Raw genomic sequence first — 21763 nt, forward strand, 5'->3', positions numbered from 1 at the left:
TATGGAACCGAACCGCGAAACCGTCTTCGACCGGCGCTTCCCGCTTTTCGTCTGGGCTCTTTCTCTCGCCGCCTTTCTCCTGCGCGTCCTCTGGCTCCCGTCCCAGCCTCCTTCCGTCGATGACTTCTCGGTGGCCATCACCGCCATCAACTACGTGGAGTCGGGGCAGCTCGGCCCCACCATGTGGAACCATCCGGGGCTGCGAAACCTCCTGGTCTACTGGTCGATGGAGCTCTTCGGGAGCGGCGTCGTGGGGGTCAAGGGGTGGTGCGTCCTGTTCGGCACCCTGTCGGTCCCCCTCCTGGCTCTGGTGGCCCGGCAACTCACGGTGAGCCCCCCTGCGGCCCTCATGGTGGCCTTTTTCTGGGCCGTGGAGCCTTTGGCAGTCGATTTCTCGCGCCAGGGGATCAACGACATCTACCTGGCCTTCTTCCCGCTTCTCGCCATCTGGTGTGCCCTTCGGTACGAAGAGGGAAGGACTCCCTGGTGGCTCGTGGCGTCCGGCACGGCCTTCGGCCTCGGTCTGGCATCCAAGTGGAGCGTTGTTTTTCCGCTGGCCGTCACCGGGGGGCTGCTCTGCCTGCACCTTTTACGTGAGCGCTCTGGAGGCTCTCTGCTTGTGGCGAGGCTCTCCTTCCTCGCATGCTCCCTCGTTGTCCTTCCCCTGACGGTCTATCTTCTGACCTTCTTCCCCTGGTTCGGCCGGGGGTATTCGCTTTCCGAGTGGCCCATCCTCCAGAAGGCCATGTACCGTGAAACCAAGCTTCACACCGGCTACCACACGACCATCCGGGGCGACCATCGGGCGTGGGAGTGGTTCGTGAGGCCGGTGACTTACCAGGAGACTTTCTTCGTCCGCACCGACGATCAGGAGCCGATGCGAGAGCCGAGCGTGGAGGAAAACGCCGTCATCCTGCTGGCGGTGGCCAATCCACTGGTCTGGCTCCTGATCCTGCCGGCGACGGCCTGGACGGCGTGGCGGGGCAGCCGGACGCGGGACCGGATGCTCTGTTACATGGTGGCGCTCTTCGTGATCACCTATCTCCCCTTCGCTGTGGCCAACCGCCCCATCTGGGTCAACACTGCCGTCGCAGTGCTCCCCTTTGCGTTCATGATCCTCGGCTATGCCCTCTGGGACAATCTGGGGGGGAGCACCGCGCGGCGAAGGGCGCTCGCCGTCTATCTGGCGGCCGTACTGATCAGCACGGCGCCTCTCTATCTTCTTGCCATCGGCAAGGGATTGCGGATACCCTATCTTCGTGAGCAGCTCATTCGCACACTCCAGCTCAGGCACCATTCAGGCGACTGATGATTCTCCCTCGGTCTCGCGGCCGGGTGCGGTCGGCCGGGCAGTCCGGTTTGCCCGGTCGATCGGCCTTCTTGCGACCCTGGGAGGAAAATCGCCGACGCTGGTGAGTTTCAACGTCACCAATCGCTGCAACGAGCGCTGTCCCATGTGCAACGTCTGGCGCAGCGATGCGGCGGAGCTCTCGCCGGCTGAGATCGGTGCGATATTCGCCGACCTTCGACGGGCCGGAATCAGGCTCGTGGAGATATCGGGCGGCGAGCCTCTGCTGCGGCCCGACCTGCCGGAGCTCATCACCATCCTGGACCGGCTCGGCTTTCTCTTCACCATGACCACCAACGGCGCCCTCTGGCGCGATGACGTGGTCGAAACCCTGCGTCGTTCCCGGGGTGCCGTGCAACTGGCGGTGAGCCTCGATTCCCTGCGGCCCGACGTCTACCGGCTCCTCCGGGGGCGTGATTGCCTTCCAACCGTTCTCGCAACCATCGACCGCCTGGTGGAGGCTCGCCTCGGCATGCCGCTCAAGATAAACCTCAGCCTGAGCAGGCACAACGTGGACGAGGTCTTCGACATTCTTGAGCACGCCCGCCGGCGCGGCCTCTACCTTTCCGTCTTCCCAGTCAACAACGGGCCGGGGCGCGTTCACAGCTCCGACGATCCACTCATGGCCGCCTCGGAGGCCGACCTGCACCGCATGGCGGAGGTCTTCCGCGAGTTGGCCCGGCTGCGGCGACGCGGCGAACCCCTCTGGGAGTTCAGCGGATTTTACGACAGGGCTGCGGAGTTTCTCATTGGAAGTTCGCCCGTGGAATGCGGTGCGGGCCGCCTCTTCCTCGACCTTCACGCCGATGGTCAGCTGGCCCCCTGCGTGGAGCGCCGGCCCGTGGCCGACCTTCGCCTCGTGAAGGTTGCCGAGGCCCTTGCGCGGGTCGCGGCCCAGGCCGATGCCGTTGCTGCCTGCGCCCGGAACACCCCCTGCTGTTATTCCTGTACCGTCAATGTGTCGCTTACGGCCCGGCATCCGGTCCAGTTCGCCCTGGAAGCGCTCAGGGTCCGGCTCAAGCGGTTCGTTCGATTCCATTCCAGGGAGGATTTCCGTGGAGACTGATGCCGTCGGCGAAAGGCCCCTGCCGGTGGCTGTCATCGGCGGCGGACCGGCGGGACTCACCGCCGCGTACGAGCTGACGCGGCAGGGGATGCCGGTGGTGCTCCTGGAGCAGGACCCCCAGATCGGGGGGCTCGCCCGGACCGTGGAGTACCGGGGCTTCAGGTTCGACATCGGTGGACACCGCTTCTTCACAAAGAACCAGGAGGTTCTCGCCCTGTGGCGCGAACTTCTCGGCGACGACCTCCTCGTCCGGCCGCGCCTCTCCCGCATCTTCTACCGGGGACGCTGGTTCGACTATCCCCTGCGCCCCGTCAACACCCTCGTGAACCTGGGGGCAGGGGAGAGCATCCGCATCCTCGCCGGTTACCTGCGGCGTCGGCTGTCCCCCCTTGCTCCCGAGACGAGCCTCGCCGACTGGATCACCAACCGTTTCGGCCGGCGACTCTTCGAGATCTTCTTCAAGGGGTACACGGAAAAGGTCTGGGGGATGCCGTGCGAGGAGATCCGTGCCCAGTGGGCGGCCCAGCGGATCCGGGGGCTTTCGCTGCGCACCGCCGTCTTTTCCATGCTCTTTCCCGTATGGCGTCGCGGAGGTCGCCTCCGGACCCTTACCGACCAGTTTTTGTATCCTAGACTCGGACCGGGTATGATGTGGGATGCCCTTGCAGGACAAATCAGGGAAAGAGGGGGAGACCTACGTCTCCAGTCCCCCGTGGTGGCCCTCCACCATGACGGACGGCGCGTGACTGCCATCGAGGCCAGTTGGGGTGTGAAACGAATGGCTCTCGACGTGGAGCAGGTGATATCCACCATGCCGTTGCGCAGCCTCATCCGGCGGCTGAGGCCCGCTCCTCCCGGGGATGTCCTTGAAGCGGCAGAGCGTCTGCGGTACAGGGACTTTCTGACGGTTGTCCTCATTGTCGACCTCCCTGACCTCTTTCCCGATAACTGGATATACGTTCATGACGACAGAGTCAGGGTAGGGCGAATCCAAAACTTCGGGAACTGGAGCGTCGGGATGGTGCCTGACCGCAAACGGAGCTGCCTCGGGATGGAGTACTTCTGCTTTGCCGGCGACGAACTCTGGTCCATGGACGACGCAGCCCTCGCAGCCCTGGCCCGGGAGGAACTGGCCTTGCTCGGCCTGGCCCAGGCGGACAGGGTGAGCGACGGCACCGTGGTGCGGATGCCCAAGGCCTATCCGGTCTACGACGATGGGTTCGCCGACGCCGTGGCCGTCATTCGGCGGTATCTGTCACGGTTCGAAAACCTCCAGACCGTCGGCCGCAACGGCATGCATCACTACAACAACATGGATCATTCCATGCTTGCCGCACTCTTTGCGGCGCGGAATCTGCGTGGCGAACGCCACGACCTGTGGAGTATCAATATCGACGAAGAGTATCATGAACAATGCTCACGCTGAGGATCAGCACGATTTTTCGGGGAGAGGGGAAGCTTAATACCAATGGTTCAAGGTACACCATGAAAATGGTCCGGAACGGCTCGAAGGTGACCGGCGAGTTTTACAGGGCCGATGGAGAGGCGGTGGCCGAATGCCCATTCTCGCCCCCTTTGCGGAACCTGTCCTGATCAGCTCTAAATTTTAAACCGTCCCACCACGGTCTGCATAGCGTTTGCCAGGTCCTGGAGGGTTTCAGCCTCGGAGGCCAGCTTATGCGCTTATCGATAGCAGCATGGCTCCTCTCATCGAGGCAAAGCGCCTCACGGATTTCTCCCTGTCATTCCCTCCAGTTTGCACCTCAAGACATCCGGACCAACTGGAATATCCGCAACACTCGATCCGCCTCGAACACATCGAGGACCTGGTCGCGGTCCTCATCGCCGATTATAACGGCACGCCGTCCGCCTGCAACGGCTATCGGTCTCCGCTGGAGCTTAAACTGACATCACGCGCGAAGTGGCCTCCTCTCGCATCGCTCAGTTACGTCCCATAAGATATATTATGTAAAGTTCTTGAGGGGGCAAATAAAATGGAGAACCAGGCGGCTCTCCAGACGCGCCTGATTCCCCTAAGCCAAGCCGACCACTACACCGCCCTACAAGCCATCACCAAGGATGAGATGTAACAGGCTTCACCTCACTCCTCGAACGCCTCCAACTCCCGGACGAGCCTGGCAACCTTCTCCACAACCAGCTCTTCGATCCGCTTTCCCTTTTCGGCGCTCGCTTTGGTCGGGTCTCCCCAGACGCCCCCCGGCCAGTATTTCCGTTTGTTGCGGACAAGAAGTCCCGGCGGGAAGTTCGGGAATTCCCGCTCGCCCGTCCCCTTCACGAGGTGCGGATGGGAGTGCATGATTCGGGAGGTCTCGATCTCTCCCGCATGGGCGTCCCCTTCGGTTTCGACGATCTTTTTCCCTTCGCGGTATGCGAGTTCGTATTCGGTTACGACGGCAATCTTCAGTTCGGGAAGCTCCGGGAGAAGCTCCTCGCCTGCGTCCTGGAGCGCCATGCGGTGGGAGCCTCCGGCATGGCCGGTGAGGACGATGACGTTGCGCAGCCCCTGCCTGTATAGCGAGAGGACGATGTCCTTGAGAAGCGCCTTGAGCGTGACTGTCGAGATGGAGATGGTGCCGGGATGACACGACGTGGAGCGACAGGAGCCGTAATGGATCGGCGGGGCGACGAACAGAGGGATCAGTCGCGCGGCTTTCTTGCCGACTTCATAGGCCTGGATGGTATCGGTGGAGAGCGGCAGGTGGGAGCCGTGCTCCTCGACGGAGCCGAAGGGGATCAGGATGGTTCGGGTCCTGGCCAGTCCGGCCTCGAACTCTCCCATGGACATCTCTTCAACTATCATGTTGTCTCCGGGGGTCAGAGTTGTCCCATGAACTTATGGGTCTGGGGGATGACGCGGCATTCCCGCACGTAGCGGCTGGCAATCTCCTGCAGTTCGAGGACCCTCAGGGGTCCGATGTCGACGCTGCCGTCACGACGGGTGACCGGCTGCAGAACAAAGGGGATATTGCCGGCCACGGAGCTTACGATCTCGGCGGATCGCTCGATTTCCCAATCCTCGGTCTGCTCTCCTACGACAACCTTGACAAAGACATCCTTTGCCGACGCTTTCCTGAGAAAACGCCGATGGTCCTCCCAAAGTTCGGTGCAGCCCGAGGTGGAGGGAATCTTGATATCCATGCCGATCATGTCGATGTGGTCGATGAGAAGATCGAGGGCGGTGTGCATGACGCCGTTCGTTTCGAGATACACGGGGAGAAGGATTCGAAGCTTCGGCAGCCACGATTGCAGGATTTCATGGCTCACGAGGGGTTCCCCTCCCGTGATGCTGACGGAATGGTGTACGCCGGGCCACCCCCGATGCCACCCTTCGATCAGGGAAAGGATCCGATGGAGGGGGACCGGATTTTCCACCGGAACGAAATCGCGGCGGCCGGGAGCCTGTTCCATAAGGCACGGCTCGGCAGAGACGCCCGTGGGGGTATCGCAGTAATCGCACTGCAGGTTGCAGCCGCGAAAGCGGATGAAGACCTGCCGCAGCCCGATGAGCCCCCCCTCTCCCTGGATCGAGGAGAATACCTCGGCAAGTTCGGCGGAATGGTTATTCATAGTACGTGGCTGCAGCGTTGTCCGACTCCCAGACCGTAACGCTCCCTACCTTTACATTGCCGTCATTGAGCCGCCTGGAAAGTTCTCCGAACAGATAACGGGAGATATTTTCGGATGAGGGCGAAATGTCGCGGAACGGCTCCAGCTCGTTGAGATACTTGTGGTCAAGCGTCCGCAGCAGGCTGTTCGTTTCCTGCTTGAGCACCTTGAAATCGATGCCGAGGCCGGCCTTGTCGAGTTCGCGGGCGGTGACCTCCACTTCAACCTTCCAGTTGTGTCCGTGCAGGTTCTCGCAATCCCCCTGATAATTGATGAGACAATGGGCTGCCGCAAAGGATGTAATGATCTTGAGTCGGTACATGATGTTTCCTTCCGTAGTTCCGTATCGCGCGTAAATGGGGTGAAATAGTACCACGCTCCCGGTAAAAATGCAAAAATTGGCACAGACGACGATCGTTGGAATTTGGTTGCACAGGTAAGTATGTATACCTATAATGCCGGGTGCAATTTCAGGCAAGGAGTGCTTTCGCCATGACCAATGAATCGCTCGAAGGGCAAATGACCCTCTTTGGGACTCCCCAGGACAAGCCGCAGAAGATCGAGCGAGCGCGCAAGGCCGCGGCCGGGCCGGTGGAGAAAGGCCGTGAACCCCGTACGACCCCGCGGAAAAAGGGCGGAAAAGATACCTCTCCCGCCAGGACGAAGGGGACCCGAAAGGAGACGCGCAGCCTGTCGGGGCTCGTTCCGGAGGGGGACGTAAGGCTGACCGCCAATATCCGCGAGGATCTCCATTTGAGACTGAAGATCGCCGCGGCCAGGCAGCGCACAACGATTGGCGAGCTCATCGAGCTCATGGTGAAAAAGTACATAAAATAAAACTGTTGTAGCGCATAGCTCAAGCTACACTCAAAGTTTAACGCCCTCTCCCCGAATCCTGTCTTCCTCCACCAGTTTTACGGCCTCCTCGTCCAGCAGCCAGAGGAGTCGGCCGTCCACCGGATGGATGAGGCGGGCCGGCACCTCCCGCATCCCTGCGAGCGCTTCCCTCACGATGGCGGCCTTCCCTTCTCCCGAAACAAGAAAAACGATGAGAGCTGCCTGGTTGATGACAGGGACGGTGACTGTTACCCGCTGAATTGCTTCGTCGGCCTTCGTGGCCACTGCCACCAGACGGTCCGGCTCCCCGAGCAGCGGACTTCCCGGGAAAAGCGAGGCAATGTGGCCGTCTTCGCCGATCCCGAGAAAGACCAGATCGAATCGCGGGATTGCACCTTGGGAAACGGCGCCGAGTTCTGCCTCGTACCGGGCAGCCCCGGCATCGGCGCTTCCCTCGCACGCTATCGGATGGACGTTGGAAGGAGGAACGGGGACATGGTCGATCAGTGCCCGCCGCGCCATCCGGTAGTTGCTGCGGGGGTCGTCGCGGGGGACGCACCTCTCGTCTCCCCAGAAAAGGTGAACCCTGTCCCACGGGATCCGTTCCCGGCGGTGGGGTTCGGCCAGGAGTTCGTAGGTGCGGCGCGGGGTCTCGCCACCGGACAACAGGACGGTGAAGCGTCCCCGGTCGGCAACGGCCTCGCACGCTTCGCGGACAAAGAGTTCCGCTGCCGCAAGAGAAAGGGCTTCCCGGTCGGGATGGATCAGGATCATTTGCTCTCCTCGGCAAGGGCCGGCTGCAGCCAGTTGTGACGGTCGCGGGCAATGAGGAGATCCGCCGCCTCCGGTCCCCAGCTCCCGGCGGAATAGTCGGGAAACGCAGCCGCCGGTACTGCCTCCCAGACGTCGAGGATCGGCGATATGACCCCCCAGGCGCTTTCCACCTGGTCGGCCCGCATGAAGAGGGTTGCGTCTCCGCGGATCACATCGAGAAGAAGCGTCTCGTAGGCTTCGGGTGCGGATGCCTTGAAGGCTTCGCGGTAGTGGAAGGCCATGTCCACCGGACCGAGCAGCATCCGGGTCCCCGGCTGCTTCACCTGGATACGGGAGACGATCCCCTCTTCCGGCTGAATGCGGAGCACGAGCCGGTTCGGCTGCCAGCTTTCCACTGCCGCCGCGGGAAACGGTTGATGGGGTGCAGGGCGAAAGATTATGGCGACCTCGGAAACCTTGGTGTGAAGGCGCTTGCCGGTCCGGAGATAGAACGGCACCCCCTGCCAGCGCCAGTTGTCGATCAGGAGCTTGAGAGCGACGTAGGTCTCGGTGGACGATGCCGGCGCGACCCCCGGCTCCTCCCGGTAGGCCGGCACCGCCCTGCCGTCGACGATGCCGGCGCCGTACTGGCCGCGGACGGCGAAATGATGCACCTCTTCGGGCGGGATCGGACGGATGGCGCGCAGGACGTCCACCTTCTTGTTGCGGACCTCGTCGGCCGCGAAGGAGACCGGCGGCTCCATGGCGATGAGGCAGAGGATCTGGAGGAGATGGTTCTGGACCATGTCGCGCAGCGCCCCGGCCCCCTCGTAATAACCTCCGCGGCTTTCCACACCGACGGTTTCGGCAACGGTGATCTGGACATGGTCGATGTAGCGCCGGTTCCAGATCGGCTCGAAGAGCGAGTTTGCGAATCGCAGCGCCAGGATGTTCTGGACCGTCTCCTTCCCCAGGTAATGGTCGATGCGGTAGATCTGGGACTCGGCAAACATCCCGGTAAGGAGGCGGTCGAGGGTGCGGGCCGATTCGAGATCGCGCCCGAACGGCTTTTCCACCACCAGCCGGTCGTGGCCGCAGTCCTTGCAGAGACCGAGTTGCTCAAGCTGTCTCGTCGCCTCCTCGAAAGCGGTCGGGGGGATGGCAAGATAGAAAACCCTGTTCGAGCGCTCCCCCCACCCTCCTTCGATCTCCTGAAGACGGGCCTTCAGCCCCTCGCCGGTCTGCGGGGCGCTGAGATCGCCGCCGAAATAAGAGATGCGTTGCGCAAACGCGCTCCAAGCCCCGGGTTCCGTTGTCCCCCTCCGCGAGAACCGGTCGACCCCATTCTTCAGCCGCTGCCGGAACGAGTCGCTCTCCATTTCCCGACGTCCCACCCCGATGACTGCCAGCCGTTCGGGGAGATAGCGGTCGAGATGGAGGTTGTAGAGGGCCGGGATGAGTTTTCGCCACGTGAGATCGCCGGTGGCGCCGAAGATGACGAGGATGGTCGGTTCCTTCGGAGTGGCGCTCATTGCCCTTCCTCCCGTTGGGCATCCTTTTCCCGGTGTCCGCCGAATTCGGAGCGCAAGGCCGAGAGAAGCCGGTCGGCAAACCCGGCGCCGCTCCGGGAGCTGAACCGCTGGTACAGGGCCGCGCTCAGAACCGGCGCCGGAATACCCTCGTCGATGGCGGCGGAGACGGTCCAGCGCCCCTCGCCGGAGTCCGACACAAGGCCCTGGAAGCCCGAGAGATCGGGATCCTCCAGAAGGGCATGGGCGGTGAGATCGAGGAGCCACGAAGCGATTACGCTCCCTCTCCGCCAGAGCTCGGCAATCTCCGGGAGGTCGAGGTCGTACCGGTAGTGTTCGGGATGACGGAGCGGCGCAGTCTCCGCGTCGATCTGTCGCGCCTCGGCGCCGGCGTTGGCGTGGCGCAGGATGTTGAACCCCTCCGCATAGGCGGCCATCACGCCGTATTCGATGCCGTTATGCACCATTTTCACAAAGTGACCGGCGCCCGAAGGGCCGCAGTGGAGATAGCCCTGTTCGGCCATCCCTCCCCTCCCCTCGCGCCCGGGGGTACGGGGAGCGGCGCCGATGCCGGGGGCAAGCGTCGCGAAGAGGGGGTCGAGACGCGCCACTGCCTCCGCTTCGCCACCGATCATGAGACAGTAGCCGCGCTCTCCGCCCCGGACCCCGCCGCTCGTCCCGGCGTCGAGATAATGGATTCCCTTCATCCTGAGCGAAGCGGCCCGGCGCAGATCATCGTGGTAATACGAATTGCCGCCGTCGACCACGATGTCCCCCTCCCGGAGGTGGGGAACGACGGCATCGATGGTCCGGTCCACCGCGGCGGCGGGGACCATGAGCCAGACGATTCGGGGCTCGACGAGCCTTGCGGCAAACTCTCCCACCGACCGGGCCCCCACGGCCCCTTCCCGTTCAAGGCGTTCCACGGCATCGGCGTTCAGGTCGTAGACGACGCAGTCGTGCCCTCCCCGCATCAGGCGCCGCACCATGTCCGCCCCCATGCGCCCGAGCCCGATCATTCCGAGTTGCATGCGGTTTTCCCCCCTACTATTTGAGCCCCTTCTTCAGCGCCGTCCGCAGATTCTCCGCTCCCGGGTTGCTCACCGACCTCTTCACGACGATGTCGACAGGGGTCACCTCTTTGCCGTAATAGGCGCGATTGAGGCTGTCCCTGACCTCGACCAGGGAGCCCTCCAGATTCAGGCCGGCATAGAGCCCCTTGGTCCTCGAAAACGCGATGAAATCGGCCGGCACTTCACCCTTGGCGCCGGCGCCGATGGGGCCGAGGGCGATGGAGGCCCCCGCCCCGAGTTTGAGCGACGAGGAGAGGAGCGAGTTGACCGCCTTGTCGTTCATCACCATCATGATCACCTCCGACGCCTCTCCCCCGATCTGCAACCCGAACGTCACGGACCCGACGGTGTAGAAGGCGGGATTGCTCCAGTCGTCGCTGTCGTCCTTCCGCACCACGAGAACTCCGGTCCCCCCCGCTCCTCCGATGAAAAAGCCTCCCTTGATGACCTGCGGGTAGATCAGGAGCCCCTTGGCCTTGCGCAGATGATCGTGAAGCCACGAAAAGTTCCCGTCGGCCATGAAGTCGTTGAAGGTGGCCTTGGCCCGGTCCACGATCCCCTGGGCCTCCGTCGCGTCCGAGGCCGAGGCCGGCCCCGGGGCCGCGATGGCCAGAGCCGTTGCCAGGAAAACCACGAAGGCCAGCACCCGCATCATCGTACCCCTCACTCCCCTTTTCATCTCGCTGCTCCTTTCCGGGAAATCCTTTCCCCCTTCACCTACCCCCTGGAATCCGCCTTCCGACGGACTTTCCGCCCTTACCGCTCCAATGCGGCCACCTTGGCGAGCCGCCGCCGGTGCCGCTCGGCGCCGCTGAAACGGGCGGCGAGGAAACTGCTCACCAGATCCCACGCCTGTGCATAGCCCACGACGAGGCTTCCGAGACAGATGACGTTCATGTCGTCATCCTCGACCCCCTGGTGGGCGGAAAAATTGTCGTGAATCAGGGCCGCCCGCACGCCACGAACCTTGCTGGCGGCAATGGACGCCCCGACACCGCTGCTGCAGAGAGCGATCCCCCGCTCCACTTCCCCCTTCGCCACGGCCCCGGCCAGGGGAATGACGAAATCGGGGTAATCGTCCGCCGGGTCGAGGGAAAACGCCCCGAAATCGGTCACTTCGTGCCCCGCGCTTCGCAGTGCCTGAACAAGCCGCTCCTTCATGGTAAATCCGCCGTGATCGGCGGCGATGCCGATTTTCATGCCGGTTCCCCCTCGCGACCGATGAGGCGCAGGGCCTGGCGGCAAACGTTGTCGGCGGTAAAGCCGTATTCGCGCATGACCACATCTCCCGGGGCCGAGGCGCCGAAGCGCTCGACGCCGATGACCCCTCCCCTTTCCCCCACGTAGCGGTGCCAGCCGAGGGGAGAGCCCGCCTCGACCGCCAGCCGGGCCGTCACCCCGGGGGGAAGGACCGCATCGCGATACTCGCGGTGTTGGACCTCGAAAACCTCCCAGCTCGGGAGCGACACCACCCGTGACCGTACCCCGTTCGCCCGCAGCCGTTCCTCGGCGGCAAGCACGAGGGATACCTCGGATCCCGACGCAAGAAGAATCAGCTCCGGGACTTCTCCCCCCTCGACCTCCCTGATCACATACCCCCCCCGCCTCGCCCCATCCGCGGAAGCAAGATGGGTACGGTCCAGGACGGGCAGGTTTTGCCGCGAGAGAACGAGGGCCGTCGGCCCGCTTCGCCGCGCGAGGGCCATCTGCCAGGCAACGGCCGTTTCGTTGGCATCAGCGGGACGCAGCACCGTCAGGTTCGGGATCGCCCGAAGCGCCGCCAGGTGTTCCACGGCCTGGTGGGTCGGACCATCCTCCCCGAGCGCGATGCTGTCGTGGGTAAAGACGTGAATGACCCGCAGTCCCATCAGGGCGGCGAGGCGCAGGGAAGGACGAAGATAGTCGGAAAAGGCGAGAAACGTTGCGCCGAAGGGGATCGTCCCGCCGTGGGCCGCCATGCCGTTCAGGATCGCCCCCATGGCGTGCTCGCGGACGCCGAAGTGGATGTTCCTCCCCTGGTACCCCCAGACGGGCCCCACGGCCCCCTGGCGGTCCTCTTCCCCCCCGGAGAGAGGTTCGAAATCCCCCCCGTCGGGAAGAACGGTATAGGTCGAGGGGTTCAGGTCTGCCGAGCCGCCGATGATCTCGGGGAGACGGGAAGCCGCGGCAGCGAGGATTTTCCCCGAGGCAAGCCGGGTCGACATCCCCTTGGGGAGCGGGGTGAAACGGGGGAGGCTCTTCTCCCAGCCGGTGGGGAGCATGCCGGTGATGATGCGTTTCAGTTCGACTGCATCATCGGGGTATTCCCTGACATAGGCGGCCATCTTCCCGTTCCAGGCCTCTTCGGCCCCCTTCCCCTCCTCCAGCGCCGTGCGGAAACGGGCCAGCGCCTGGGCCGGAACAAGAAACGGCGGGTCCGTCGGCCAGCCGAGCCTCTCCTTGGTGAGGCGGACCTCCTCCGCCCCGAGGGGGGAACCGTGAACCTCGAAGGTGTCCTGTCTGTGGGGGGACCCGAAGCCGATATGGGTACGGACCAGGATCAGCGACGGGCGCCCGGTTTCGGCGCGGGCCGAGTCGAGGGCGGCACCGATGGCGGCCAGATCGTTGCCATCGGCCACTTCGACTACGTGCCACCCATAGGCCGCAAAGCGCGCGGCCCGATCCTCGGTGAAGGTTAGGGCAGTTGCCGCCGCAAGGGAAATACGGTTGTCATCGTAAAGACAGATAAGCTTTCCCAGTTTCAGGTGTCCCGCGAGCGATGCCGCCTCGGCGGCAACACCCTCCATCAGGTCACCATCGCCGACGAGGCAATAGGTGTAATGATCGACAACGTCCAGCCCCGGACGGTTGAAGCGCGCTCCCAGGTGGGCCTCGGCCATTGCCATACCGACGGCATTGCCGAACCCCTGCCCCAGCGGACCGGTGGTGGTCTCGACGCCGGGGGTGTGCCCTCGTTCCGGGTGCCCCGGCGTGTGGCTGCCGAACTTACGGAACTGCTTGATTTCCGAGAGGGGGAGGCCGTAACCGGTCAGATGGAGCAGGCTGTAGAGAAGCATCGAACCGTGGCCGGCCGAGAGGACGAACCGGTCCCGGTCGAACCAGTCGGGATTGGCCGGATTGTGCCTCAGATAGCGGGTCCAGAGGAGATATCCCATGGGGGCCGCCCCCATTGGCATGCCGGGGTGCCCGCTGTTGGCATTCTGGACGGCATCAACGCTGAGAAAGCGAATCGTGTTGATGCAGAGGGTATCGAGTTCAGTCTGTGACGGATGATGGGGGATGGGCATGTTTGCTCCCGGTAATTCGGTAAATATTGCCGTACCTACCCAACGCTTCCACCATACCGCTCTTCTTCGTTTTTGCAAGTCGCGGAGGTACGCCGCCTGCAACAAAGCAGAGATCGGCGGAGAACCGTTGCCTGAATTGTTTAAAACACGTATAAACGATAAGAATCACGTCCATTCAAGCGAGGTGCAAGATGAATTGTCTCAAAACCGTGTGTCTGGCCGCCACTCTCTCCGTATCCGTTGCCATGATCGCCCATGCGGAAGAGCAGAACAAACTGGCTGCCCCCTCCCCTCCCCCCGCCAAGGTTGCCAAAACAGCGAACACCGATCGACCCGTCAAGATTGGATACGTTGAGATGGAAAAGATTTTCAGCGACTCGGAGCGCGGGAAAGCTGCCAAAGCCCAGGTGAAGAAGAAGACCGAGAAGTACCGTGCCCAGATTGCCGCCCGCCAGAAGAAGCTGGAGAAGATGAAGGGGGATATCGAGGCAAAACTCCCCACCCTTTCGCCTTCTCAGCGCGAGGCCAAGGTGAAAGCCCTCCAGAAGAAGATCGCTGAATTCCAGGAGTTTGTTAAGGACGCCGAAAAGGATATGGGCAAGCTGGAGGGAGAGTTGACCGCGTCTGTCATGGAGTCGGTTGAAAAGGCCGCCGCCGAGTACGGCAAGGCCAACGGATTTGCCGCCATCGTCCCCAAGAGGGATATTCTTTACCTGGGGAACGCGGTGGATGTGAAGGACGTGACGGACGAGCTGACAAAAGCCATGTCGCGTCCATGAACAGGGAGATAACGTAGCTTTTCCTAATGCATTTTGGCTCGGTTATCCACTGCTGCTCATTTCTTTTTGCAAGGTCGTCAGAACACCCGATTCGTGTCGAGACCCGCAAACCACAAAATAACTATTGACACGTAATTTCAGCCCGTTACGGAGACTGCCCATCTGCTATGCATATTGCAGAAGTGCCCAACACTGCGTAGCTATTGCCGGGGTTATCCACAGATGCCGGATGGTTATCCACATGCCCGGTGGAAAGCACGACTTGCCCTGAAAAACAGACCCGATTAGTATCAATCTTCCGCTAACCTTCCTGAACATTCCCACGGCGGAGATTTTCGGCCATAGCTATTCCCTCTCCAGGCTTTGCAGCAGCCGCAGGTAGTCGCGCTGGCTCTCCCAGACCATGCTGGAAAGGAGGTTCACGAAGGGGGCAACGTTGCCGGTGTTGCTCTCCTTGACCGCCGCCAGGTACTCGCTGCGAACCACCGGCGGAATGATGGTCACCGGGTAGCCCTCCTGGAGCAAGGCCAGGTTCATCAGCAGCCGGGCGGCCCTGCCATTACCGTCCACGAAGGGATGTATGGTGACGAGCTGGGTGTGCAGGAGTGCCGCGAACTCGATGGGGTGCTTCTCGGCACGGAGGCGGGGGACCTCCTCGGCAAAGGCGGCCATCAGCCCCTTCAGCTCGCTGGGCGCGGGGAAAACGAAGTCGGTGCCAGTGACGATGATGTTCTGCTTCCGGTAGATGGGGCTCCAGGTTTTTGTGGCGAGGGAGATGTGGTGTGGGTTGAGAAGCATAGGAATTTCCTTGCGAGATCAGAAGCTTTACCGCCGGATATACGAACAAGCCGCGAGCTTTTCCAACAGATACTGATGAGTTATCTTCTCCTGCTCTAGTCTGAGCTTTTTGCTTTGCACAAAGTTGAATAACTCAAGCTCCTCTTCGTTCAAATGCTCCAAGATGCTTGCATTCGTCCGTTCCCCAGGGCCGATCTCCTTTTCAAAGAAGTTCAATGTAGCGAAGTCCATCAGGATTGCTTTCGTATGGGGAAAAAGCCTTCTTAGTTGCGAAAGGATCTGAAGACCGTGGGAATCGATGTCTCCCCAGTAGACAATCTCCTTTTCCATAAGCCACTTGCACTCTCCGAGAATATTCACCTTGAATCCCCCACCCCAGATGCAGACGGCATCCGGCAGGCCAGGCATCGTCAGAAAGTTCATCAGGTTCTCGACAATGTAAACATTCCGGCAGGCAATGAACATGCCTCTGAACTGGGTCTCCGGTATCGACAGATCGGAAAGACCGGAAAACATCCCGGCTGCGAGGAAGTCATCGAGAATGCGGACCCTGACAAGGGGCTCCGAATATTTCAGATTCAACCGTTTTTCGAAGAGGGTTTCATCCCTATTCACTGCATCGGGAATAAGGAATTCCAGCAACGACCTGACAACCCCTTTGTGCTGTTCGATGAACTTAGTGTGGACCGGAATCGGCAGTTCCCGCAGATACAGGCCTGGTTTCGGATTGCGGATAAAATAATTACAGACGGCCATGAGGTCGTGCCACGCTCCATTGTATTCGATGACTTTGAGCGGGTTTTGCAGCAACCACTCGCCGAGGGAGGGGAGTTCGGCGAGAATGTACGCCACATCCGCCTTGAAGTGTTCGACCTCTTTCTCTTTCCGAAGAAACCGAACGTAATCGTTTTCGGTCTCGAAGCAGATGGCAGTTGGGAGGTCTTGCTCCGTGTGCCTGCGCGTCTTGACCCGCTGGTAATGGATAGTGTAACCGTATCCGGTCCGGTCCTTCGACTGGTCGATAACTTCCGAGAGCTCGCGGCGCATGGTGTTGAAGTCGTCGGACAGGGACTTGTCCGACCGGATCACCTTGGGGAAAAAAGGCGTGCCAGACAAAAAAGCACGGAGGAACGACGGATAGAGGTTCTCTCCCTTCTTGCGTATCTCGGCGGCGGTTATCACGTCAAGTCTGCCATTTCTGCTTCTCCGCCTGATACTGGGCGATAGGCATATCGTAGATCAGCGAGTTGCGGTTGTTCTTGCGCTGGACGAAATGCACCCGGGCGATATACGGCTCAACGATGTGGGTCTTGTCGTTGGGGGTCACCACCAACAGCTGAAGGTGCAGTTGTTTGCAGAGATCCATGAGGTAGGTCGATTTCTCGTCGTCCTGATTGCTGAACGACTCATCGACACAGATAAAGCGGAACGATCTGGTGTCGAGGCCGTCCCGGCTGATCCCGAACTGGTAGGCGATGGCCGAACCGAGAATGGTGTAGGTCAGCTGGGCCTTCTCTCCGCCCGACAGCTTGCCGGTGTTGTCGTACGTGCGAAAGACCCGGTCGCCCTCCCGGTAGAACTCCTTGGCGGTGAACTCCAGCCAGTTGCGCACGTCAGTCACCTCCCGCCGCCATGCTTCCTTCGTGGATAACTCCTCGATCAGTGCCTGGATCTTCAGAAAACTCTGTTCCAGGATGGTGTCGTCTTTGGTCCGCTCATACTCCGCCAAGTTCGGCTTCCACTCCCGGAGTTTGATCTGGAACTCATGGATGTTCTTTGCCCTGACCCTGTTCTCCTTCAACTGGATATAGGTCTTGGGATTGTTGCGGAAATCGATCCGCTTCAGCGACCTGTTCAGCGCCTCGATGTTTTCGACGATCGCCTCCTCCTGGCCATGGAGCATGGTCTGAAAGTCGGCGATGCGGGTTATCATGTCCTCGTTGAGGTATTTCTTGAACCGGTTCTTGTGTTCGCTCAACTCCTGGCCACTGATCCGCTCGTGCATCTCCAGGTATTCCGACACAAAGGTCACGCTATCGGACAGCTTGTGGGTGTCGGAGAGCCAATCGGGGAACCGCCGCAATAGCTCCTCGTCAGAGGGGCGCTTGAATTCGCGCATCACCCCTTCCAGTCTGCTGATAACTTCGCCTTTATCCCGCTCATTGCTCCTGATACGGCTTGCCATGGAACTTACACACCGTTCGGCAACCGCGTCAATAGAATGCAGGTCGTGCCCCTGGGCGTCGAAACCGAAGAACTCCTCAAGGGCACTAAAGATTTCCGTCAACGAGCCTCCCTTATGAGCATCGAGCACGCCGAGCGCCGTTTTCAGGGCTTCGCGACATTGAGTCAGGTAACGATCCGCATCATGGTGGGCGACTGTCAGTCCTCTCTCCCTTTCCACCTTTTCGTCAATCACGCTTTTCAGTGCGGCCTGCTGCCTTTTCAACTCGTTGATCCGGTCGCTGCTCTTTTCTAGCAATGCCTTGTCCTGCTCCAGCTTCTGGATCTTGATGGCGATGCTTTGCCAGTCGATTTCTGCAAAGGTGTCGAACTGCCGAAAGGCGATGAGCGCCTCCTTTTCCGCACTCAACCGCGCCTGATGCCTCTTCAGCTGATCGAGTTCCTGGTTTGCCGCCTTTATCTTCCGGTCAAGTTCCTTCAGCACCTCCCTCGTATGCCTGATCTTTTCCTTCGTATCCCAGCCGAGCACGTAATTGTCGCGGGTCAGCACATGGGGACGGTCGTCCTTTTCGTGCCGGGAGCGGTTTTTCACCAGCCCCTGCGATGTCACCCCCTTGTCGCATTCGGAAAAGATATCGAGGTCGTCGGTGCAGAGATAATCGTAGTCGGTGCGTATCCTGTTCTCCACCCATTCCGCATAGGGAGAATCCCGGCGTATCTCGATCTTCGAGAAAAGGCTGTCTTCCGGCTGTGGAATCAGGTCATTCAGGAAGCGCTCCGGCTTGACACGGTGATATACGATCCTTCCCCTCAGGTTAGTGTCGTTGACGTACCGGTTGACATCCTTGTAATATTTTTCCGGCACGATCAGGCGCAGGGCGAAGTTGTGCAGCACCTTTTCGATGGCGCCCTCCCAGTGCTGCCGCTCCCGCGGAAGCACCTGGATGAGCTCGCCCACGAACGGTATATCCGCTTCGGTTGCCCCCACATGTTCCAGGATCTGGCGCCTGATCTCCGCGACCCGGCCGGTGATGTTGTTCTTCTGGCCCTCAAGCTCTTTCAGGTCGGTGGCCTTTTCCTCGAACGCCGTTGTCAGAAGTTTCTTCTCCGCAAGTCTGTCGGCCTGACGTGCTGTCAGACCGGGCAGCTCCTTATCGATATCGCGCCCCCTCTTTTCGGCCTCCTCGATCTGGTGGACAAACAGCGCTTCGTCAGGGTTTTCGCGCATCCGGGCCTTCGATGCCTTGTCGTTGTAACCCTTGAGTTTCTTCTCCCTCTTCTGCTTATCAGCCTCAAGATCATGAATAGCATTTTCCAGCCCTTGTATCCGTTGCCCTGTCTCATCTTTACGAATGTCAAAATCGAGATCCCGCTCCCTGGCGCGATCGCTCCCGATCTCGGCTGTCAGCGTCTCAAGGTCATCCGCCAGCTTCTGGGCCTGCCGCTCCTGCCGTTCGATCTCAACTTCGAGAAGATCCTTCTTGCGGACGGAGAACCATGGGGGGATCGCCCGCTCCAGTCCGGAAAGACGCACCTGCTCGGCAGACAGCTCATCCAGGCGGCGCGCCTTTTCCACCACCGGTCCCAGCAACCGCAACTGCTCTTCGGCCTTCTCGATGGCCCGATGGGCGTTTAAAAGAGTCGTGTAGTTCTCCTTGAGCCGGAAAAACTCCTCTTCCACGTTGCTCTCTTCCAGCATGTGGTTCCTGATGAAGTCGTCCAGATTGCCAAGCACCTTGAGCCCGACCGTCTGACTAAAAAGCGTCAACGCCTTTTCTGATCTCATGCCGAAAATGCGGCAGAACTTCTGGGCGTACGGACCGGGGGAGTCGAAAAATTCGACCATTTCCCTGCTGCCGGCCTTAAACCGCTCCTTAAGCCGCTTTCGCCACTGCCCCGTCGGGTCGAGAGGAAGGATATCCTTTTCAATGCCGAGCGGCTTGTGGGCAATCATATAACTTCGCTTCAGTTCGCTGCCAGCAAACCAGCGAGTCTGGGCGAGGGTTACGAACTGGTCCTCGTTGCGGAAGACGGCCAGCAGGATGGAGTAAACCTCCGTCCGATTCGGACGAAGACGCTGGGTGATCTTCCCCACCCGCCCCTCTTCCTCGATATCGCCATACTCGCCGAGGACGTAGCTCTCCTCGGTACGCTCGTCCTTCCTGGTGGCGCCGGACGACTGGTTGTAGAGCCGCTTCTTGCGCTCCGGCACGAGTAGGGTGAGGATGGCGTCAACGTAGGTGGTCTTCCCCGAACCGTTGGCGCCGGTGAGCAGGGTGGTGCTCCCCTCCGGGGATATGTCGCAGACGTAGCGATCGAAGGTCCCCCAGTTGTAGATCTCAACATTATGGAGGCGAAAACCTGCCTCCGATGACTGGGTGCTAAAGAGACTGTAGTTCATGGGCGAGTTTGTTCCTGAACTCTTCGAGTTTGTCGTTGGTGATTTTCGCCTTGATGATCCTGCGAACTTCGTACTGCGTCTCGTCCCGCGATGCTTCGGTCTTGCGGATAACCTTCAGAAAGCCGAGCCTGACGATCTCGTCGATATACCGGTCAAGCTCCCTGAACAACTTCATCTGGTTGGATTTCTCCTTGAAGAAGAGCTCCACCCGCTCCCTGAGCGCCTTGTGGCTGACATAGAGGTTGCGGGTGTCGGTATCGCTCACCTCGAATTCGTCCAACCACTCGCGCAGCAGCACGCAGATGAGGGTCACTTCGTAACTGAGGGGCATCCTGCGGATGAGGCCGATGGTCTTCCCTTCTTCGTCCAGCTCCACTTGGCGCAGAAACGCATAGCCATCCCCTTTGGCGATGATGACCTCGATGCCGATCCGGCCAAAGTATTCGCGAACCTGCATCTCGTGGAGGAGCAGTTCGTTCCACATCTTTTCGTTATCGTCGTAGATCCCACCCTGGAGCAGTCTCACGATCACCTGCGCATACGGTTCAATAGCAACAAATCGGCTTTCCATCATTGTTATCCCGTCATCTCGTAAAGATAATCTGCGGCACCTTCAGATATTTCCCTTCAACGGCATCGAAAAGGAGGAACTCCGATTCAGCGTCATTGACGACGTACTTCTCGGAGGAGTCGAGGAGCGAGACATAGCCAATCAGCTCTCCCAGACCTTTCTTCACCGGGTGCTCGCGGATGACCTCCGCCAAGGTGACCTGCGGCCTCTGCCGCAGCGTGTCGTGGACATTGCGCAGCAGCTCCCGTTTGTCAACGGCATGGGGATTGAACAGTTTGGCAAGATCGGCAATATCGAGAGTGCCGTCCAGCTTTTCCGGACGCCTGCTGAAGTCAAGTTCCACCGGCTCTTCACCCAGCTTTCGCTCCATTGGCATGGCGATCTCCGGCTCACCGTCCACCACGCAGTAATGCTCATCGACCGGTTCCCGTCCCACAAGTTGCAACGCCAGGTAGCGGATCCCATGAATGGTTTCACGCGCCTTCCTGCGCTCCAGCAGGTCCTTCTCGGCTATCACGCGGCTCAGCTTGTCGGCGAGAAGGTCATTGGAGTCGAGCACTTTCCGACCCGCCATGTGAAGGAGCGTCTTTATTTTCCGTAGGAACTTCTCGTTGTACTCGATCCCACGGTCTTCCAGAATGTTATAGAGCTCCGCAACGAGGAAACGGAGTTCCTCCTGGCTGGCGTCGTCGATAAGAAAGCTCCAGAAGGCATAGAAGCTCTTCCCTTGGTCGCTCTCCTTCAGTTCGTCGAGGGAGTCGAAGGTGTATTTGAGAATCGTCCCCTTGGTCAACAGCTTGTTGGTCTGCTTTTCATAGATACCGCGGGTGATATCCTTGAAATTATCCTCCACCTCGCGGAAATCGCCGATCAGTTCGTTGGTGAGCCGGTTGATCTCCTCAAAGCGGGATTTGATCTGGTAATTCTCGAAGCTTTTTACAAAGCCGTCCCGCTTGATGGCACGGATTTCGTCTTCAATCTCCCTCTTGCGGTTTTCCAGTTCCTCGATCTTCCGTTGCGGATCATCGGTTGAATTGTCGATCAGTTCCCTGAGCTTGTTGAAAATATCCCTGAACTTGGATTCGGTGCCCACGAACTCCCGCTCTTTCAGGAGTTCCAGCACCTGGAAGACCTTCTCCGTATGCTTGGTGAGGATATTGATGACCTCTTTAGTCATATCGTCCACATAGTTACGAAGGTAGTTCTCTTCGGTCCAACGATCGATATACCGCTTTGCCTTTTCCTGATAATCGAGGGACCAGAAAGCAAGATCGGCATTCTCCTCTTCGTCATGGTAATCGAGCTGATCGAGGTAGTCGGCAAGCCTCTGGACAAGCAGACTATTCGGGATAGCTATATCGTTGCGTTCTTTGAACTGTTGGTGAAAAAAGGTAATCATCAGTGCCGCGTGTCTGGATCGCAGCAGCTTCAAGGTGGGAGAGTTTCTGAGTAATGTGTCGAATTTATCAAGATCCATGTTCCGGCCTAAGAGCAGGATAATTTGAGTGCA

At 60.2% G+C, this 21763-nt stretch carries 19 protein-coding genes; 5 read left to right on the forward strand and 14 right to left on the reverse strand.

Annotation, left to right across the window (positions count from 1 at the left end):
• Position 1 precedes the first annotated feature (1 nt).
• From M6689_RS06870 to M6689_RS06880, 3 genes are all read left to right on the forward strand, one after another.
• Positions 2–1309: a phospholipid carrier-dependent glycosyltransferase gene (locus M6689_RS06870; protein WP_298269450.1), complete on the forward strand. Its 1308-nt coding sequence runs from the start codon at positions 2–4 to the stop codon at positions 1307–1309.
• A 103-nt stretch (positions 1310–1412) separates the two neighbouring features.
• Positions 1413–2414, forward strand: coding sequence for a radical SAM protein (locus tag M6689_RS06875; protein WP_298269453.1), 1002 nt, complete (start codon positions 1413–1415; stop codon positions 2412–2414).
• Positions 2404–3840, forward strand: a complete 1437-nt coding sequence (locus M6689_RS06880; RefSeq protein ID WP_298269455.1) for an NAD(P)/FAD-dependent oxidoreductase — start codon at positions 2404–2406, stop codon at positions 3838–3840. Before M6689_RS06875 ends, M6689_RS06880 begins: the two co-directional genes overlap by 11 nt.
• 675 nt (positions 3841–4515) lie before the next feature.
• On the opposite strand, the gene M6689_RS06885 is transcribed toward M6689_RS06880, so the two are convergent.
• The 3 genes from M6689_RS06885 to queD are packed head-to-tail and all read right to left on the reverse strand — an operon-like array spanning position 4516 to position 6363.
• On the reverse strand, positions 4516–5235 hold the full coding sequence (locus tag M6689_RS06885) for a creatininase family protein (protein WP_298269458.1): 720 nt from the start codon (positions 5233–5235) through the stop codon (positions 4516–4518).
• Between the two features lie 14 nt (positions 5236–5249).
• A complete protein-coding gene (locus tag M6689_RS06890) occupies positions 5250–6002 on the reverse strand; it encodes a 7-carboxy-7-deazaguanine synthase QueE (protein ID WP_298269461.1) in 753 nt (250 codons plus the stop codon).
• Positions 5995–6363, reverse strand: coding sequence for a 6-carboxytetrahydropterin synthase QueD (gene queD / locus M6689_RS06895; protein WP_298269463.1), 369 nt, complete (start codon positions 6361–6363; stop codon positions 5995–5997). The genes M6689_RS06890 and queD overlap by 8 nt, the downstream gene beginning before the upstream one ends.
• 170 nt (positions 6364–6533) lie before the next feature.
• Between queD and M6689_RS06900 the strand changes: the two genes are divergently transcribed.
• The gene (locus M6689_RS06900; protein ID WP_298269466.1) at positions 6534–6878 is read left to right on the forward strand and encodes a hypothetical protein; all 345 of its coding nucleotides are present in this window, start codon (positions 6534–6536) and stop codon (positions 6876–6878) included.
• Between the two features lie 30 nt (positions 6879–6908).
• Here the strand turns inward: M6689_RS06900 and pgl are convergent, their stop codons facing one another.
• The 6 genes from pgl to tkt all read right to left on the reverse strand — a co-directional run bounded on the left by pgl (position 6909) and on the right by tkt (position 13520).
• Positions 6909–7652, reverse strand: coding sequence for a 6-phosphogluconolactonase (gene pgl, locus M6689_RS06905; protein ID WP_298269470.1), 744 nt, complete (start codon positions 7650–7652; stop codon positions 6909–6911).
• Entirely contained in the window at positions 7649–9163 is a 1515-nt protein-coding gene (zwf, locus tag M6689_RS06910) for a glucose-6-phosphate dehydrogenase (RefSeq protein ID WP_298269472.1), read from the reverse strand. The genes pgl and zwf overlap by 4 nt, the downstream gene beginning before the upstream one ends.
• Positions 9160–10191 carry a phosphogluconate dehydrogenase (NAD(+)-dependent, decarboxylating) gene (gene gnd / locus M6689_RS06915; RefSeq protein ID WP_298269476.1) on the reverse strand — a complete coding sequence of 344 codons (1032 nt, stop codon included), beginning with the start codon at positions 10189–10191 and terminating at the stop codon, positions 9160–9162. The genes zwf and gnd overlap by 4 nt, the downstream gene beginning before the upstream one ends.
• A 16-nt stretch (positions 10192–10207) precedes the next feature.
• Positions 10208–10912, reverse strand: coding sequence for a lipid-binding SYLF domain-containing protein (locus M6689_RS06920; RefSeq protein ID WP_298269477.1), 705 nt, complete (start codon positions 10910–10912; stop codon positions 10208–10210).
• A 77-nt stretch (positions 10913–10989) separates the two neighbouring features.
• Positions 10990–11433 carry an RpiB/LacA/LacB family sugar-phosphate isomerase gene (locus M6689_RS06925; protein WP_298269479.1) on the reverse strand — a complete coding sequence of 148 codons (444 nt, stop codon included), beginning with the start codon at positions 11431–11433 and terminating at the stop codon, positions 10990–10992.
• Positions 11430–13520: a transketolase gene (tkt, locus tag M6689_RS06930; RefSeq protein ID WP_298269481.1), complete on the reverse strand. Its 2091-nt coding sequence runs from the start codon at positions 13518–13520 to the stop codon at positions 11430–11432. Before tkt ends, M6689_RS06925 begins: the two co-directional genes overlap by 4 nt.
• 191 nt (positions 13521–13711) lie before the next feature.
• On the opposite strand from tkt, the gene M6689_RS06935 reads away from it, so the two are divergent.
• Positions 13712–14299 (forward strand): OmpH family outer membrane protein, encoded by a 588-nt coding sequence (locus tag M6689_RS06935; protein ID WP_298269483.1) that lies wholly within the window; start codon positions 13712–13714, stop codon positions 14297–14299.
• A 345-nt stretch (positions 14300–14644) separates the two neighbouring features.
• Here the strand turns inward: M6689_RS06935 and M6689_RS06940 are convergent, their stop codons facing one another.
• Genes M6689_RS06940 through M6689_RS06960 form a run of 5 tightly spaced genes read right to left on the reverse strand, consistent with a single transcriptional unit; the run spans position 14645 to position 21730 of the window.
• On the reverse strand, positions 14645–15097 hold the full coding sequence (locus M6689_RS06940) for a Fic family protein (RefSeq protein WP_298269486.1): 453 nt from the start codon (positions 15095–15097) through the stop codon (positions 14645–14647).
• Between the two features lie 27 nt (positions 15098–15124).
• Positions 15125–16279: a Wadjet anti-phage system protein JetD domain-containing protein gene (locus M6689_RS06945; RefSeq protein WP_298269489.1), complete on the reverse strand. Its 1155-nt coding sequence runs from the start codon at positions 16277–16279 to the stop codon at positions 15125–15127.
• Position 16280: 1 nt separating this feature from the next.
• On the reverse strand, positions 16281–19682 hold the full coding sequence (locus M6689_RS06950) for an ATP-binding protein (RefSeq protein ID WP_298269492.1): 3402 nt from the start codon (positions 19680–19682) through the stop codon (positions 16281–16283).
• The gene (locus M6689_RS06955) at positions 19663–20208 is read right to left on the reverse strand and encodes a DUF4194 domain-containing protein (RefSeq protein WP_298269494.1); all 546 of its coding nucleotides are present in this window, start codon (positions 20206–20208) and stop codon (positions 19663–19665) included. Before M6689_RS06955 ends, M6689_RS06950 begins: the two co-directional genes overlap by 20 nt.
• A 58-nt stretch (positions 20209–20266) precedes the next feature.
• On the reverse strand, positions 20267–21730 hold the full coding sequence (locus M6689_RS06960; protein WP_298269496.1) for a DUF3375 domain-containing protein: 1464 nt from the start codon (positions 21728–21730) through the stop codon (positions 20267–20269).
• Positions 21731–21763 lie beyond the last annotated feature (33 nt).

This window comes from Geobacter sp. (assembly GCF_027327745.1).
Taxonomy (GTDB): Bacteria; Desulfobacterota; Desulfuromonadia; order Geobacterales; family Geobacteraceae; genus Geobacter.